The sequence below is a fragment of the Actinopolymorpha singaporensis genome (genome assembly GCF_900104745.1).
GTDB classification, from domain to species: Bacteria; Actinomycetota; Actinomycetes; order Propionibacteriales; family Actinopolymorphaceae; genus Actinopolymorpha; species Actinopolymorpha singaporensis.
The window spans coordinates 655,323-670,716 of the sequence record NZ_LT629732.1 but is presented as its reverse complement, the minus strand read 5'-3'; the positions used below and the strand labels follow the sequence as shown (position 1 = coordinate 670,716).

At 72.0% G+C, this 15,394-nt stretch carries 13 protein-coding genes and 1 tRNA gene; 6 read left to right on the top strand and 8 right to left on the bottom strand.

All coding sequences use genetic code 11. From position 1 onward, the window contains the following. The 4 genes from BLU27_RS31380 to BLU27_RS03055 form a co-directional block, all read right to left on the bottom strand. On the bottom strand, positions 1-567 hold the full coding sequence (locus BLU27_RS31380) for a molybdopterin-binding domain-containing protein (protein WP_092650370.1): 567 nt from the start codon (positions 565-567) through the stop codon (positions 1-3). A gap of 53 nt (positions 568-620) precedes the next feature. Then, on the bottom strand, positions 621-2,498 hold the full coding sequence (gene selB / locus BLU27_RS03065) for a selenocysteine-specific translation elongation factor (RefSeq protein ID WP_092650368.1): 1,878 nt from the start codon (positions 2,496-2,498) through the stop codon (positions 621-623). Positions 2,499-2,510: 12 nt separating this feature from the next. Further along, positions 2,511-3,899 (bottom strand): L-seryl-tRNA(Sec) selenium transferase, encoded by a 1,389-nt coding sequence (gene selA, locus BLU27_RS03060; RefSeq protein ID WP_092650367.1) that lies wholly within the window; start codon positions 3,897-3,899, stop codon positions 2,511-2,513. A gap of 63 nt (positions 3,900-3,962) precedes the next feature. Continuing rightward, positions 3,963-4,057: transfer RNA gene (locus BLU27_RS03055), tRNA-Sec, on the bottom strand. Between the two features lie 171 nt (positions 4,058-4,228). Here BLU27_RS03055 and BLU27_RS03050 point away from each other — a divergent pair. From BLU27_RS03050 to BLU27_RS03040, 3 genes are all read left to right on the top strand, one after another. Beyond that, a complete protein-coding gene (locus BLU27_RS03050) occupies positions 4,229-4,642 on the top strand; it encodes a DUF3224 domain-containing protein (RefSeq protein WP_092650366.1) in 414 nt (137 codons plus the stop codon). 115 nt (positions 4,643-4,757) lie between these two features. Continuing rightward, positions 4,758-6,917 carry a catalase gene (locus tag BLU27_RS03045; RefSeq protein ID WP_092650365.1) on the top strand — a complete coding sequence of 720 codons (2,160 nt, stop codon included), beginning with the start codon at positions 4,758-4,760 and terminating at the stop codon, positions 6,915-6,917. A gap of 194 nt (positions 6,918-7,111) precedes the next feature. Next, entirely contained in the window at positions 7,112-7,714 is a 603-nt protein-coding gene (locus BLU27_RS03040; protein ID WP_092650363.1) for a hypothetical protein, read from the top strand. A gap of 58 nt (positions 7,715-7,772) precedes the next feature. Here BLU27_RS03040 and BLU27_RS03035 read toward each other — a convergent pair whose 3' ends face one another. After that, entirely contained in the window at positions 7,773-9,176 is a 1,404-nt protein-coding gene (locus tag BLU27_RS03035) for an FAD-binding oxidoreductase (protein ID WP_092650361.1), read from the bottom strand. Positions 9,177-9,248: 72 nt separating this feature from the next. Between BLU27_RS03035 and BLU27_RS03030 the strand changes: the two genes are divergently transcribed. Beyond that, positions 9,249-9,902, top strand: a complete 654-nt coding sequence (locus tag BLU27_RS03030; RefSeq protein ID WP_092650359.1) for a DUF1707 SHOCT-like domain-containing protein — start codon at positions 9,249-9,251, stop codon at positions 9,900-9,902. On the opposite strand, the gene BLU27_RS03025 is transcribed toward BLU27_RS03030, so the two are convergent. Then, complete coding sequence (locus BLU27_RS03025; protein ID WP_092650357.1) at positions 9,903-10,700, bottom strand: class I SAM-dependent methyltransferase; 798 nt, start codon at positions 10,698-10,700, stop codon at positions 9,903-9,905. 168 nt (positions 10,701-10,868) lie between these two features. Between BLU27_RS03025 and BLU27_RS03020 the strand changes: the two genes are divergently transcribed. Beyond that, positions 10,869-11,732 (top strand): protein phosphatase 2C domain-containing protein, encoded by an 864-nt coding sequence (locus BLU27_RS03020; protein ID WP_092650355.1) that lies wholly within the window; start codon positions 10,869-10,871, stop codon positions 11,730-11,732. Here BLU27_RS03020 and BLU27_RS03015 read toward each other — a convergent pair. Next, a complete protein-coding gene (locus BLU27_RS03015; RefSeq protein ID WP_092650353.1) occupies positions 11,721-13,286 on the bottom strand; it encodes an MDR family MFS transporter in 1,566 nt (521 codons plus the stop codon). The genes BLU27_RS03020 and BLU27_RS03015 overlap by 12 nt on opposite strands. Positions 13,287-13,640: 354 nt before the next feature. Here BLU27_RS03015 and BLU27_RS03010 point away from each other — a divergent pair, with 354 nt between their 5' ends. After that, on the top strand, positions 13,641-14,243 hold the full coding sequence (locus BLU27_RS03010) for a TetR/AcrR family transcriptional regulator (RefSeq protein WP_241827752.1): 603 nt from the start codon (positions 13,641-13,643) through the stop codon (positions 14,241-14,243). Here BLU27_RS03010 and dnaN read toward each other — a convergent pair. Further along, positions 14,210-15,340, bottom strand: coding sequence for a DNA polymerase III subunit beta (gene dnaN / locus BLU27_RS03005; protein WP_092650349.1), 1,131 nt, complete (start codon positions 15,338-15,340; stop codon positions 14,210-14,212). The two genes, BLU27_RS03010 and dnaN, sit on opposite strands and share 34 nt — an antisense overlap. Between the last annotated feature and the right edge of the window lie 54 nt (positions 15,341-15,394).

Genomic DNA, 15,394 nt, shown 5'->3' with positions numbered 1-15,394 from the left:
TCAAATCCGGGCCTGGTTCTCGATCTGCACCGCCCCCATCGCGGTGTAGAGCTTCTTCATCAAGTAGTTCTCTTCGTTGTCCAGCGTCGCCCCGCCCAGGCTCGCGATGCCCATGGTGCGGCGGGTGGGACGGCCGCCCTCCTCGTCCCGCCAGGTGTCGCGCCGGGTCGAGAGCACCCGGTCGGCGACCATCTCCATCGCCTGATCGAGGGGGATGCGTTCCCAGTCGGTGCCGTGCGGCCGCCGGTACAGCACGGTGGTGACCCGGCTCGGGCTGGTGACGAGCTGCTTGCTGGCCGAGCCCTTGGGACACAGCCGGCCGCGGGAGATGGGAGAGTCGGGGTCGCCCTCGATCTGGGTGACCCGGCCGTCCTTGACGTAGACCTTCTGGCCGCAGCCGACCGCGCAGTACGGGCAGATCGACCGGACCACCTTGTCGGCCTGCTCCGTGCGTGCCCGCAGCTGGCGGGTGTGCTCGGAGGTGACCGCGGCGCCGCGGCCGAGCGGGTCCTGACCGGTGAGCTGGCGATAGACCGGCCAGCCCTCGATCCACTGTCGTACGCCCATGACCGCCACCTTGCTCGCTTGTGGTTCGCGTGAGGTCTCGTGCGCGATCGACCCTAGCGTCCTTCGCTGGTTGAGGCGCGCGGGACGAGCCGGCGGCTGCTGTCGGGCAGGCGCTCGGTGACGCCGCGCTCGTCGAGCAGCTCCAGCAGGGGGACCGCCACCCGGCGGGTGGTGCCCAGGGCGATCCGCGCCTGGCTGAGGGTGAACGGCTGGTCGAGCGCGCCGAGAGTACGCCGGGCCTGGTCGGGGGCGTCGGGCAGCAGCACCACCGTGTCGGTGACGCGGAGCAGCCGGCCGGCACGTACGGCGGCGGCGAGCTCGCGGGTGCCGAGGCCGAGTTCGGCCAGCCGGGCCGCCTCGGGCGCGGCGAACGGCTCCGCGGCCAGGTCGTCCTCCACCGTGCGCACCGCCTTCTCCACGGCCGGGGGCAGCGTCGCCTCGGTGCCCGGCCGGCGTACCTGGCCGTCCCGCAGGAGCAGCTCGGCGGCACCGGCCACGGCCGGCAGCAGGGCGGCGGGGATGCCGAGGCGTTGCCGGAGTACGTCGGACGGCATGCCCGCTGCCAGCGGGTGCTCGCGTTCCCAGCCGGCCAGCTCCTCCGGTGCCCGTCCGGTCAGCTTCGCCCAGTGGTCGGCGGCCGCGGACCAGCCGGCACCGACGTCGAGGCTGTCCGGTGGCAGCTCGGGCAGGCCCAGCGCGCGGAGCTCGTCGCGGCGGACCAGGCCGTGCTCGCGCAGGTGGAGACCGGCGACGTACGCGGTGAGGCCGGCCGAGTCGGCCGGGTCGGTTGCGCCGTTCGTCTCCCGTACGGCCGGCGCGAGGGACCGTGCTCTGGTCCGGGCCGCGCCCCGACGGTGCAGTTCGGGCGGTGCGGCGTCCAGCACCGCCAGGCCCGCGGCGACCTGGTGCCGTCCGGGGTCGCGCAACAGCCCGCGGTCGCCGGTGCGCAGCGGGAGCGGCCGGTCGAGGGTGAGCCGGGCCGCGTTCGGGCCGAGCGGGCGGACCCGCGCCGGCACCGCGGCCGCGCCGACGTGCAGGACCAGCGTCCCCGGCAGCTCACCCCCGCCGTACCGGAGCGCCACGTCCACGACCTCGGTCTCCCGCCAGGCGTCCGGGGTGACGAGCGCGTCGCCGCGGCCGAGGTCCGCACGGTCGACTCCCCGCAGGTTCACCGCGACCCGGGCGGTCCCCTGCACGCTCCGCAGGTCCTCGCCGAGCGCCTGCAGCCCGCGGACCCGCACCAGCCGGCGTTCCCCCTGACCGCCACCCCGACCGGCGACGGCGAGGATGTCGCCGACCGCGATGGTTCCGGCGGTGAGCGTGCCGGTCACGACGGTGCCGGCACCGCGTACGCTGAACGAGCGGTCCACCCAGAGCCGTACGTCGGCGCCCGGGTCGGGCACGGGCAGCCGGTGGGTCAGCGCGGCCAACTCGGTCAGCAGGTCGTCCAGACCCGCGCCGGTGCGGCCACTGACGGCGACCGAGGGCACGGCGCCGCCGGTGCCGCCGGCGCCGCCGGCGCCCAGCGTGCTGGCCGCGAGTTGCTCCAGGGCGTGCGCCCGGGCGGGTTCGGGGTCGGCGAGGTCGGAGCGGGTGACGACGAGCAGCCCGTGGCGTACGCCGAGCGCGTCCAGCGCGGCGAGGTGCTCGGCCGACTGCGCCCGCCACCCCTCGTCGGCGGCCACCACGAACATCGCGGCCGCGACCGGCCCGGCGCCGGCGAGCATGTTGGGTACGAAGCGTTCGTGGCCGGGCACGTCGACGAACGCCAGCGCCTGACCGTCGGGCAGCCGCGTCCACGCGAAGCCCAGGTCGATGGTCAGGCCGCGTCGGCGTTCCTCGGCCCAGCGGTCCGGTTCCATGCCGGTGAGGCGGCGAACCAGCGTCGACTTGCCGTGGTCGACGTGGCCGGCGGTGGCGACGACGTACATCCCGTGCCTCCCTCAGTTCCTCGAGGAGGACGGGGAGGCCGGGGTGGACAGGGTGGACAGGGTGGACAGGGTGGAGGCCACGGAGCCGGGAACCCGGCCCGCGGCCACGCGGGCGACCGCGTCGGCGAGCACGGAGTCGTCCTCGGCCGCAACGGTGCGCAGGTCGAGGACGCAGCGCCCCTCGTGCACCCGGCCGACCACCGGCGGGTCGCCGGTCCGCAGCGGCACCGCCCACGCCGCGGGTACGCCGACGCCCCAGCTCGCCAGCTCCACCTCGGGCGCGCCGCCGCCACCGACCGCCGACCGGCAGGCGACCACGGTGGCGTCGATCCCGGCGCCGGCGAGCGCGGCGGCGAGTTTGTCCGCCCGGCCCCGCAACCCGGCCGCGTCTGCGTCCAGTGCGGCGCGCACCGGCGGGGCCGGCCCGCGCAGCGTTGCCTCCAGGGCCGCGAGGGTGAGCTTGTCCACCCGCATCGCCCGTGCCGCCGGGTGGCGGCGGGCCCGTTCCACCACGTCGCGTACGCCGAGGACGAGTCCGGCCTGCGGGCCGCCGAGCAGCTTGTCGCCGCTCGCGGTGACCAGGGTCGCGCCAGCGCGCAGGGCGTTCGCGGCGTCCGGCTCGTCCGGCAGCAGCGGGTGCGGGGCCAGCAGGCCGGAGCCGATGTCGACCACGACGGGTACGCCGAGGCGCTCGCCCAGGTCGGCGAGGCTGGCGACGTCGACTCCGGCGGTGAAGCCGGACACGACGAAGTTCGACGGGTGGATCTTCAGGACGAACCCGGTCTGCGGGCCGATCGCCGCCTCGTAGTCCGCGCGGGTGGTCCGGTTCGTCGTACCCACCTCGCGCAGTCGGGCCCCGCTCGCGGCGAGGAGGTCCGGGATGCGGAAGCCGTCGCCGATCTCCACGAACTCGCCCCGGCTGAGCACGATCTCCTTGCCCTGCGCCAGGGTCAGCGCGACCAGCAGCAGGGCGGCGGCGTTGTTGTTGACGACGTGCACCCCGCCCGCGTCGGGTACCGCCCGGGCGAGCGCGTCCAAAGCGCCTCGTCCGCGCCGGGCGCGGGCGCCGGTGGCCAGGTCGTACTCCACGTCGGTGGTCCCGGCGGCGACGTCCAGCGCATCCCGCGCGGCGGCCGACAGCGGTGCGCGGCCGAGGTTGGTGTGCACGATCACGCCGGTCGCGTTCACCACGCGGCGCAGGCTGGTGGCCGACGCGGGCAGTTCGGCGAGTACGACGTCGACGAGCGCCTCGGGTTCGACCTGGCCGGCGCGGACGCGTTCCTGTGCGGCGACGACAGCGGCCTTCACCGCGGCGCGGCCGAGGGTGCGGGCCGGCTCGGCCAGCCGGGGGTCGGCGAGGACGACGTCCGTGCGGGGCACGCGGCGGCGGGCGTCGGTCATCGCGTTCTCACTCCGGGTGGAGAGCTGGCCAGGCGTGGGACGGAGGATCCTCCGTGGGCGTGGTGGCGGAGGCGGACGGGAATCGAACCCGCCAGCGACAGCTCCTGCCGCTCATCGGTGTTGAAGACCGTGCCGGCCACCAGGCCGGAGACGCCTCCACGGACCACCGGCTCATCATGGCAGTCGCCGGTGGGCGGCCCCGCCGTGGTCCGGCTCGCGTCGTCCGCGACACGAGTTTTTCCCGGTTCCTGACACTGGCTGACAGGTTTGGCTGGCACGGTCGTCTCGCAGCCCGGTGAACGGCCGGGCCGGGAGAGGGAGAGAACGCGATGGGACACCGCGCGACCGGAAGCTTCGAGATCACCCGCTGGGACGCCACCACCGAGGAGGAGGACGGCGGCGTGACCATCGCGAGCGTCCTCGTCGGCAAGGAGTTCCGCGGCGGCCTGAGAGGGACGAGCACGGCCAGGCTGCTCACGGTGACCGGCCGGGTGCCCACGTCGGCGGCGTACGTCGGTGTCGAACGGATGACCGGCAGCTTGGACGGCCGTACCGGCAGCTTCGCCGTCCGGCACGCGGCGACGATGGAGGGCGACGGCGACGAGCGGCACAGCACCATGACGGTGACCGTGGTCCCCGACACCGGGACCGGCGAGCTGACCTGGATCCGCGGTGAGGTGGCCATCACCGTGCACGAGGACGGCAGCCACACCTACGCCATCGAGTACGACTTCGCCAGGTAGGCCGCGCGGGCGGCCGGAGGTGTTCAGGGCGGCATCGGGCGAGCATCGGGCGCGTACCGGCTCGTCTCCCGGGTAGGGACGTAGGGCAAACGCGACTACTCCCAGGGGGCTGGGTATGGACGACCCGACCAGGAACAACCCGACGACGGCAGCCGGTGACGGGCACCTCCGCGCGGACGCCGACAGCAAGGACCGCCAGCTCGAGGGGTCCCGGGTGGACATCGAGGGCACGCACCTGACCACCGACCAGGGTGTGCGCGTCGACCACACCGACGACTCCCTGTCCGTCGGCGAGCGCGGTCCGACGCTGTTGGAGGACTTCCACTTCCGGGAGAAGATCACCCACTTCGACCACGAGCGGATCCCGGAGCGGGTGGTGCACGCCCGGGGCGCGGGTGCGTACGGCTACTTCGAGGCGTACGAGTCGATGGCCGACGTCACCGTCGCCGACTTCCTGGCCGAGGCGGGCCGGCGTACTCCCGTGTTCGTGCGGTTCTCCACCGTCGCCGGGTCTCGCGGGTCGGCCGACACCGTGCGGGACGTGCGCGGGTTCGCGACGAAGTTCTTCACCAGGCAGGGCAACTACGACCTGGTCGGGAACAACATGCCGGTGTTCTTCATCCAGGACGGCATCAAGTTCCCCGACTTCGTGCACGCGGTCAAACCCGAACCCCACAACGAGATTCCGCAGGCGGCGTCCGCCCACGACACGTTCTGGGACTTCGTCGGGCTGCAGCCGGAGTCGCTCCACATGATCATGTGGCTGATGTCGGACCGCGCGCTTCCGCGCAGCTTCCGGATGATGGAGGGCTTCGGCGTCCACACCTTCCGGTTCGTCAACGCCGAGGGCCGCGGCACCTTCGTCAAGTTCCACTGGAAGCCGCTGCTCGGCGTCCACTCGCTGGTGTGGGACGAGACACAGAAGATCGCCGGCAAGGACGCCGACTTCAACCGCCGGGACCTGTGGAAGGCGATCGAGTCCGGCAGCTATCCCGAGTGGGAGCTCGGCGTCCAGCTGGTGCCGGAGGAGGACGAGTTCAGGTTCGACTTCGACCTGCTGGACGCGACGAAGATCATTCCGGAGGAGCTGGTGCCGGTCCGCCGGATCGGCAAGATGGTGCTCGACCGCAACCCGGACAACTTCTTCGCCGAGACCGAGCAGGTGGCGTTCCACACCGCGAACGTCGTGCCGGGCATCGACTTCACCAACGACCCGCTGCTGCAGGCGCGCAACTTCTCCTACCTCGACACGCAACTGATCCGGCTGGGTGGGCCGAACTTCGCCCAGATCCCGGTCAACCGGCCGGTCGCTCCGGTCACCCACAACCACCGGGACGGCTACCACCAGCACCAGATCTACCGCACGCAGTCCAGCTACTCCCCGAACACCATCGGCGGCGGCTGCCCGGCCGTGGGCGGCGACGGCGAGGTGTTCCGGCACTATCAGGAACGCGTCGACGGCCACAAGATCCGCCAGCGGAGCGAGAGCTTCAAGGAGTACTACAACCAGGCCACGTTGTTCTGGAACAGCATGTCCGCGCCGGAGAAGGAGCACATCGTCGCGGCGTACCAGTTCGAGCTGGGCAAGGTCGAGCGCAAGTACATTCGCGAACGAGTCGTCGAGCACCTCAACCGGATCGACCACGAGCTCGCGGTCGCCGTCGCCCAGGGCATCGGGGTGGAGCCGCCGGCCGAGGCGGACCGCCCCAACCACGGGCAGTCGTCCCCGGCGCTGAGTCAGGTGCGCCCCGGTGCGCCGATCGCCACCCGGATGGTCGCGGTGCTCGCTGCCGACGGCGTTGACGAGGTGCACGTGACCGCCCTGGTGGAGAACCTCTCCGGGATGGGCCTGCTGCCGGAGGTGCTCGGTCTGCGCGACGGAAAGATCACCACCACGAACGGCTCCACCGTCGAGGCCGACCGCCGGCTGAACACGATGGCGTCGGTGCTGTACGACGCGGTGGTCGTGCCCGGTGGGGCCGAGGCCGCGCAGGCGCTGTCCCGCGACGGCGAGGCGGTGCACTTCGTCGCCGAGGCGTTCAAACACGCCAAGACCGTCGGCGCGGTGGCGGAGGGGATCGAGATTCTGTCCCGGGCTCCCATCGGCGAGGTCATGGTGGCCACCAACGCCGACCAGCCGGTCAACGACCGCGGTGTGGTCACCCAGGGGCGCGGTCCGGACAAGAACCGCCTGGAGGACTTCTGCCGGGTGTTCGCCGACGCGGTGAGCCTGCACCGGCACTGGGACCGCGAGACCGACGCCGTTCCGGCCTGACGTACGCCGGACCGCTCCTAAGGTGGTGCGGAAATCCCTTGTTCGTAAGGGATCTCCGCACCACCTTCTGTTTTTTTGTCCACCCCGGATTGACAGCGGACCGGCGGCGGCCGTGCCTAGGATGATGAGTCGGTAACACAAGTCTCGGGCCGTGTGCGGTGTGTCCGACAGATTCGATGTCCGCGGGGGGAAACATGAGCAGGGACAACGCCAGGGGTGAGCGCGGCGGTTTCACGTGGAGTGACCCGCGGGCGTTCTTCGGCCTGTTGGTGATCATCGGGTTCGGCGGGTTCGTGGCGTACCTGTCCGAACAGGCGCGTTCGTGGGACCACTACGTGAGCCTGTACGCCGGTGTGGCCGCGGTGGTTGCGGCGACGCTGGGAGCGGTGCTGGGGTTCTCCCTCAACCAGGGAAGGATTTCCGACGCCAAGACCGAGATGAACCACGCCGTCCTGGAACGCCAGGAGATGCAGGCCAGGATCGAGGGTGCCTACGCCGTTCTCGCCGACGCGCGGGAGACGCTGGCGAAGGTGGAGGTCGTCCTGCGCGAGACCAGCGCCCTGCGGGCGGCCCGGAAGAACGACCCGTCCAAGCACGTGGAGAGTCTCGGCTTGGAGTCCTCGGCCCTGGCCGAGGCGGCCAACTCGGTGCGGGAACAGCTGCCACCGGAGGCCGAACTCGTCGACGCCACCCGGGTGCACGAGGTCGACCCGAGGTTCGACCACCTCGCGCTGAGCGCGGACGAGCTCCTCGACGAGGTGCGCGCCCGGCACCGCTACCTGCGCCGGATCGACTAGCCGAGCACGGAAGGTCCGAGCAGGCGTACGACCTCCACCGTGCCGGGGCGGGCACCGGTCAGGGAACGATGTTCTGGTTGAGGTGGAAGAGGTTGTCCGGGTCGTACGCCTGCTTCACCGCGACCAGCCGGTCGTAGTTGTCCCGGTAGTTGGTGGGGGTTCTCGGCTGGTCGTCCCCGGACATGAAGTTGACGTATCCCGCGTCTGCCGAATACGGCGCGACGGCCTGGTAGTAGTCGCGTACCCAGCGGATGTTGGCCTCGTTGTCGGCGGGATCGGGCCAGATGCCGGCGATGACGGTCGCGAACGTCATGTCCCGGTTGGCGAAGGCGGTGGCGCCGCTGTCGACGCGGTGCACCGCGCCGTTGATCGGGTAGATGTGGACGGTGGAGTTGAGGGCGGGCAGGCGCGGCCCGAACTCGCAGTGCGCCGCGATGGCCTCGTCGGTGAGCTCGCGGGCGAGGGCCGTCTTCCAGTAGTGCTGCATCCCGGGTGGCACCAGCGCGTCGAACATCGAGTTGAGTGCCGGGTAGGGCATCGGTCCGAGGTGCTCGGCGACCGGGGGCGCCACCTCGCGGATCGGCGCGACGGCCCGTTCGGCGTCCTGCATCGGGCCGGCCCAGCAGGTCACCAGTCCGACGAGTGGTTCGCCGTGGCGTTCGACCGGGACGAACGGCAGCGGCGGGGCGATCTGGAACGCCGGGAACACCGAGAGCCGCTCGTCCGCGGTCTGGATGAGGTCGCGGTAGAAGCGGAGGACGTCGGCGGCGTGGGCCAGGTCGAAGAAGACCAGCCCGGCGTAGACGTCGCACACCGGGTGCAGCCCGAACTCCATCGACGTCACCACGCCGAAGTTGCCGCCGCCACCGCGAAGTGCCCAGAACAGGTCGGCCTCGTCGTCGGGTCCCACGACGAGGAACCTCCCGTCGGCGGTCACCACGTCCGCGCTGCGCAGGTTGTCGCAGGACAGCCCGAGCGACCGGTCCAGGTGGCCGATGCCGCCGCCCAGCGTGAGGCCGCCGATGCCCGTGGTGGAGACGATCCCGCCCGGTGTGGCCAGCCCGAACGCGTGGGTGGCGGAGTCGAGGTCGCCCCAGGTGGCGCCCCCCTCGGCACGCGCGGTGGCGGTCCGCGGATCCACCCGCACGCCACGCATGCCGGACAGGTCGAGCACCACTCCGTCGTCGCAGGTGCCGTACCCCGGCACGCTGTGCCCGCCGCCGCGTACGGCGAGGTCCAGGTCGCCGTCCCGGGCGAAGTCGACGGTCGCCCGGACGTCACCGACGTTCGTGGCCTGGACGACCACCCGCGGTCTGCGGTCGATCATCGCGTTGTAGACCCGCCGCGCCGGTTCGTACTCGACGTCGGCTGGAGTCACCACGCGGCCGTGCACCCGTTCGCGGAGGTCGTCGACAGCGGATTTGTCCATGATGTCCTCACCGCCCTCGGGCACGGTCACCATCGGTCGGGAAGCGGCGGGGAAGCCCCCTTCCTCACACGCTACGTCGGCCGGTGGGGCGGTTATCCTTCCGCCATGACAAACCTGCCTGAACCAGTGCGACCCTCCGGGGCGTCTCACCTGCGGGCCTCCGACGCCGATCGGGAGCGGATCGTGAAGGTGCTGGGGGAAGCGCTGGCCGACGGGCGGTTGGACGTCCAGGAGCACTCCGAGCGCCTCGACGCCGTCTACCAGGCCAAGACGATGGGCGAGCTCGAGCCGATCACCTACGACCTCGCCGCAACCTCGCCCCAGCCGCACGCGCAGACGCGGCCGGCGGACCGGTCCGCGAACGGCCCCGTGGTCGACCCGGCCGGCGCCTCCGAGCACGTCGACCAGATGGTCGCGATCTTCGGCGGGGTCGAGCGGAAGGGCCGCTGGCGGCTGCGCCGGCGCAGCCGGGCGGTGGCGGTCTTCGGCGGCATCGACCTCGATCTCAGCGACGCCACGTTCGACGCGCCGGAGGTGGTGATCGAGCTGTTCGCGATGTTCGGTGGCGTCGACGTCTCCCTCCCGGAGGGCGTGGTGGTGCGCAACGAGGCCAGCGGCATCCTCGGCGGGATCTCGGTGAAGACCGGCGACACCGACCCGCCGCCGGACGCACCGGTCGTGGTGATCAGGGGCGTGGCGATCTTAGGCGGGGCCGACTTCCATACCAAGAAGCGCAGGCGCCACCACTTCGACCACTGATCAGCGGCGTCGCGCCACGCACACGTAGCTGTGCAGGGTGAGTTCGACCCTGTCCACGCCGAGGGTGCCGAGTGTCGTGCGCACCTTCGTCGCCAGCGCGTCGCGTTCGTCCTGCTCCCGGCCTGCGACGTGGCCGTACGACATGAGGTACGCGACGTAGGTGTCCACGTCCTGCGCGTACGCCTGGGTCGTCCACTCGTACTCCGGCTCCTCGAACACCCCTGACGCGGCGAGCTCCTCCCGGCCCTCGGCGCCCACGCGGTGCAGGTAGCCGGTGAACTCCGCCGGGTCGAACGCGAAGTCCGGCTCGTCGGCGAACGCCTGCGCGTTCATCGCGGTCTGCAGGTCGTCGCGCAGGATCGGGTGGGTCCAGATCAGCACGAGGTGGCCGGCGGGCGCGAGCAGCGAGGCCGCCTTCTCGTACGACACGGCCGGATCGACCCAGTGGAAGGCGTTCGCCGACCAGATCGCGGCGAAGGGCCCCTCCTCCCCGGCGTACTCCTCGAAGAAGTCGCCGCGCACGACGAACCCGGTGTCCTCGTCGAGGTGGCGGACCAACCGGCTCCGGAGCGCCTGCCCGGGTTCGAGGGCGACCACCGACAGGTGGCGGGCCCGTAGTTCCTTCGTCAGTTGCCCGGTGGCGGCGCCGATCTCCAGCACGGTGTCGCCGGGCTGCAGGCCGGTGCGCTCGACGGCACGGGCGACCACGTCGGTGGGGATACGCGGCCGGCCCGCGTCGTACGCGTCCACCACCCGGTCGAAGTTCAGCCGTCCGTCACGTGCGGTGTTCCCCTTCATCGCCTACCTCCGAAGTCGACGTGCCGCCGGGCAGCTCCCACTCGTCGCGCTCGTTGCGCAGCAACAGGACTCGGTCGGCTTGGAAGCACACTCCCTTGACCGAGACCAGATGGCGGTACGAACGTCTCGCCGGGCTCTGCGACATGCCGGATAGTCTGCACAGGTGTGATGGTCAATCGCACCGTTCAGGTGACGTACGCCAGCGAACCCGGCAGCCCCGACCTCGACAACGAGGACTTCCTGTCCGCCGGACCGCGGCTGGCCGTGGTGCTCGACGGCGTGACCCCGATGGTCCGCACCGACACGGGTTGCCGGCACGGCGTGGCGTGGTACGCGCAGACGCTCGGCGGTCACCTGGTTCGCCTGGCGGGCCGGGACGACGGCCGGCACGACGGCCAGGACACGGTGCCGCTGGCCGACTGCCTGGCCGAGGCGATCGTCGCGACCAGGGACGCGCACTCCGGGACGTGCGACCTCGCCCATCCGGACAGTCCCGCGGCGACGGTGGCCGCGGTCCGGCTCCGGGGAGACGTCCTCGACTACCTCGTGCTCGCCGACTCGGCCGTACTCCTCGACCTCGGCGACCAGCGCCTGAACCCCCTTCCTGCCGAGGACGGCATCGTGGTGATCACCGACCACCGGGCCGGTGACGTGGGCCGGCGCCTGCGCGCCGAGGGCGAGGTTCCCTCGGCGCCCCGAGTTCGGTCGCACCGCAACCGGCCGGGCGGGTACTGGGTCGCGGCGGACCGGCCCGAGTCGGCGTACGAAGCACTGTCCGGAACCGTCGACGCGACCGGACTGCGCCGGCTCGCGGTGGCCACCGACGGCGCGACCCGGCTCGTGGACACGTTCGGGAGTTACGACTGGCGTGGCGCGCTGGACGCCATCGAGGCCGACGGCCCGGCTGCCTGGATCGCCCGGACCCGGGAGGCCGAGCGCGCCGACGCCGCCGCGGAACCGGCGCGGCGGCGAGGCCGGGGCAAGGTGCACGACGACGCCTCGGTGGTCATGGGCGTGGTGTCAACTGGGTGAGTCGGCCGGGATCGCCTCACCCTCCGGGCCCGCCGGACCGGCCGGGCTCACCTGTCCGGGACCGCCGCGCAGCGGCACCGCCTTGATCGCCCAGCCGATCGCGAACGCCGCCAGCGCGAACGGCGCCGCCCACAAGAAGACGCTGTGCATCCCGTCGGCGATCGCGGTGAGCACGGTGTCGCGCGCGGCGGCCGGAAGCTGGTGGAGGGTGGCCGGGTCGATGTGCGCCCCGCCACCGCCGGTCAGCCTGTCCGCACCCGGCATGCCGGCGAGGGAGTGGGTCAGCCGGCTGGCGAAGATCGCCCCGAACAGCGACACCCCGAACGACCCGCCGATCGAGCGGGCGAACGTCGAGGTGCTGCTGGCCACGCCCATGTCCTTGGCCTCGACGCTGTTCTGCACGATGAGCAGCGTGACCTGCATCAGCAGGCCCATCCCGATGCCGAGGATCACCATGTAGACCGACAGGGTGAGCTTGGTGGTGCCGGTGTCCATCAGCGACAACGCGAAGACACCCACGGTCAGCATCGCGCCACCGGCGATCGGGAACGCCCGGTAGCGGCCGGTCCGGGTGATCACGGTGCCGACGACGAGGGACACCACCAGCGACGCGGCCATCATCGGCAACAGCAGAAGGCCGGAGTTCGTGGCCGAGGCGCCCTGCACGGTCTGCTGGAACAACGGCAGGAAGGTCACCGCGCCGAACATCGCGAAGCCGACCAGGAAGCCCATCAGGGTGGCCGCGGTGAAGTTCCGGTCGCGGAAGAGCCGCAGCGGCAGGACGGGTTCGGCGGCCCGGCGTTCGGCGACCACGAACCCGGCCGCCGACACCACGCCGAGGGCAGCCAGCCCGAGGATCTGTGCCGATCCCCAGGCGTACTGCGTACCGCCCCAGGTGGTCACGAGCACCAGGGACGTGGCGGCCACCGTCAACAGCGCGGCGCCCAGGTAGTCGATGCGGTGGCTGATCCGGTGCCGCGGCAGGTGCAGGGTCGTGCCCACGAGGACGAGGGCGAGTACGCCGACCGGGAGGTTGACGTAGAACGCCCAGCGCCAGGAGAAGTGGTCGGTGAGGAAGCCGCCGAGCAGCGGCCCGCAGATCGTGGCGGCGGCCATCGTCGCCGACATGTAGCCCTGGTAGCGTCCGCGCTCCCGCGGCGGGATGAGGTCGCCGATGATCGCCATCACGCCGACGATCAGGCCGCCGGCGCCGAGGCCCTGCAGGGCGCGGAAGCCGATCAACTGGACCATGCTCTGCGCCATCCCGGACAGCGCCGAGCCGACCAGGAAGATCACGATGGCGCCGACGAAGAGGCGCTTGCGGCCGTAGAGGTCACCGAGCTTGCCGTACAGCGGTGTGGAGACGGTGGACATCAGGACGTAGGCGGTGACCACCCAGGACAGGTGGTCCAGGCCGCCCAGCTCGCCCACGATCCGCGGCATGGCGGTGCCGACGATCATCTGGTCGAGCATGGCGAGCAGCATCGCGAGAAGCAGGCCCGGCAGGACGACGAGGACTTCCCGTCGAGCCGGTGGGGTCACGGTGGTGGTCACTGGATCTCCGCTGGGTGAGTCTGGCCGGCTGCGTCGCCAGGCTGCCGGGGCACTGCGGCTGCCATGTGCGGTGGCCTACTTACCGGCCGGCCAGTAGGCTTACTTGCCGTACGGTAAGTTGCCAGCTAACCGGCCGTCAAGTAAATACCTCGTCAAGTCAGGCTTCCCCGCCCCGGTCACGGAGGACACATGCCGCAACGCCCGAACGAGCCGTCCGATCAGCCCAGGCGCGCCCGGTCCACCGGGAGCGGCCGCGCTGGGGGCGGTTCGGAGAGCCGGGCAGAGCCCCGCACGGGCCGGTCGGAAAACGTCAGCGCGGGTGGCCGTTCGGACACCCGGGGGCGGATCCAGGAGGTGGCGCTGGAACTGTTCGCCGAGCAGGGGTACGACTCCACCTCGCTGCGGGAGATCGCCGACCGGCTTGGCGTGACGAAGGCGGCGCTGTACTACCACTTCCGTTCCAAGGAGGAGATCGTCGTCGCGACGGTGGAGGACTTCCTTGCCGACATCGACGATCTGGTCGCCTGGGCGGAGGAACAGCCCCGGACCACCCGGACCCGGCACGAGGTGCTGCGCCGCTACTCCGACATCGTCCGCGTCCGGTTCCCGTCGATGAGGTTCTTCCAGCAGAACCCCGCCGGGATGCACAAGTCGGGGCTGGGTGAGCGGTTCCAGGAACGCATGGGCGCGCTGCACGGGGTGCTCTACGACGGGGGTCCGCCGCAGAACCGGATCCGGGCGTTGCTCGCGGTCGTCAGCATGCACATGGCCGCGGCGCTCAGCCGGGACTCCGGAATGCCCCTCGGCGCGGGCCTGGGGCTGAGCGTGGAAGAGGCGAACCAGGCCGCCCTCGACGTCGCGTTCGGCCTGGTCGACGCCGAGAACGCCGAGAACGCCGAGAACGCCGAGAACGCCGGAGAGGGTCAGGCGGGCAGGCGGCGCGGCATGGCGACGTAGACCACGTCCTGTCCGGACTCGGCGTCGGGTGCCGCGCAGCCGGTGAGCAGGGCGGGACGGATGCCCTCCTGGAAGCCCAGCCGGACGTACTCGGAGTCGAAGCCCTCCAGGCCGTCGAGCAGGTAGCCCGCGTTGAAGGCGACCGTGCCGCCGTCGCCGTCGAGGTGCCCCGCGAGACGTTCCCGGCCGCGGGTGTCGACGTCCCCGGCGGCGCCCACGACCACCTCGTCGGGGCCGATCGTCAGGACGACCGCGGCGTACCGGTCGGCGACGATGCACACCCGTCGCAGTGCCGCGCGCAGCTCCTCGACGGCCAGGACGACCGTGCCCACGAAGTCGGTGGGGACCTTCGTCCGCAGCGCGGGATAGGTGTCGTCGAGCAGCCGGAGTGTGGTGAGCCGCTCGTCGAGGCCCAGGCTGAGCACGGCCTCGCCTTCGCCGCCGAGGCCGACGGTGAGCAGGTCGGTGCCGGCGCCGAGGCTCCTCGTCGCGTCGGCGAGCATCCGCGCGGGAACCACGGCGCGGGCGGGCAGGTCGGGCCCGGTCGCCTTCCACGGCACCTGGTGGATCGCCACCCGGAACCGGTCGGAGGAGGTGAGTGTGACCGACTCCGCGTCGAACTCCAGCAGCGTGCCGGACAGGACGGGTACGGCGTCGCCGCGGATCGCGATGCGTGACATCTGGGCGACGGCACGGGCGAACGGTGCGGCGTCGAGCGCCCCCACCGGGGCGGGCGGTGTCGGCAGCTCGGGATAGTCGGCCAGCGGCAGCGTCGGCAGGGTGAACTCGGTCGCGCCGGCGCTGATCTCCACCACGCCCTCGCGGGTGTGCACCCGCACCTGGCCCTGCGGGAGCGCGTGCACGATCTCGGCGAAGACCCGGCCGGGCAGCAGCAACTCACCCGGCTCGTCGACCTCGGCCGGCAACAGCACGGTGGAGCTCGCCTCGTAGTCATAGCCGGTGAGGCGGACGGCATCGTCGTCGGCGGACACCCGCAGCCCGCTCAGCGCCGGGATCGGCGCGGCGGTGCCCGCCGTGTGCCGGGCGGCGAAGGTGGCGGCCCGCCCGAGCCGGGTGCTCTCGCTGACGAATCTCATGGCGTCCCTCCGTGGTGTGCCGTGCTGGCTCCCCCGCCCGAGCCGGTCTGGGGC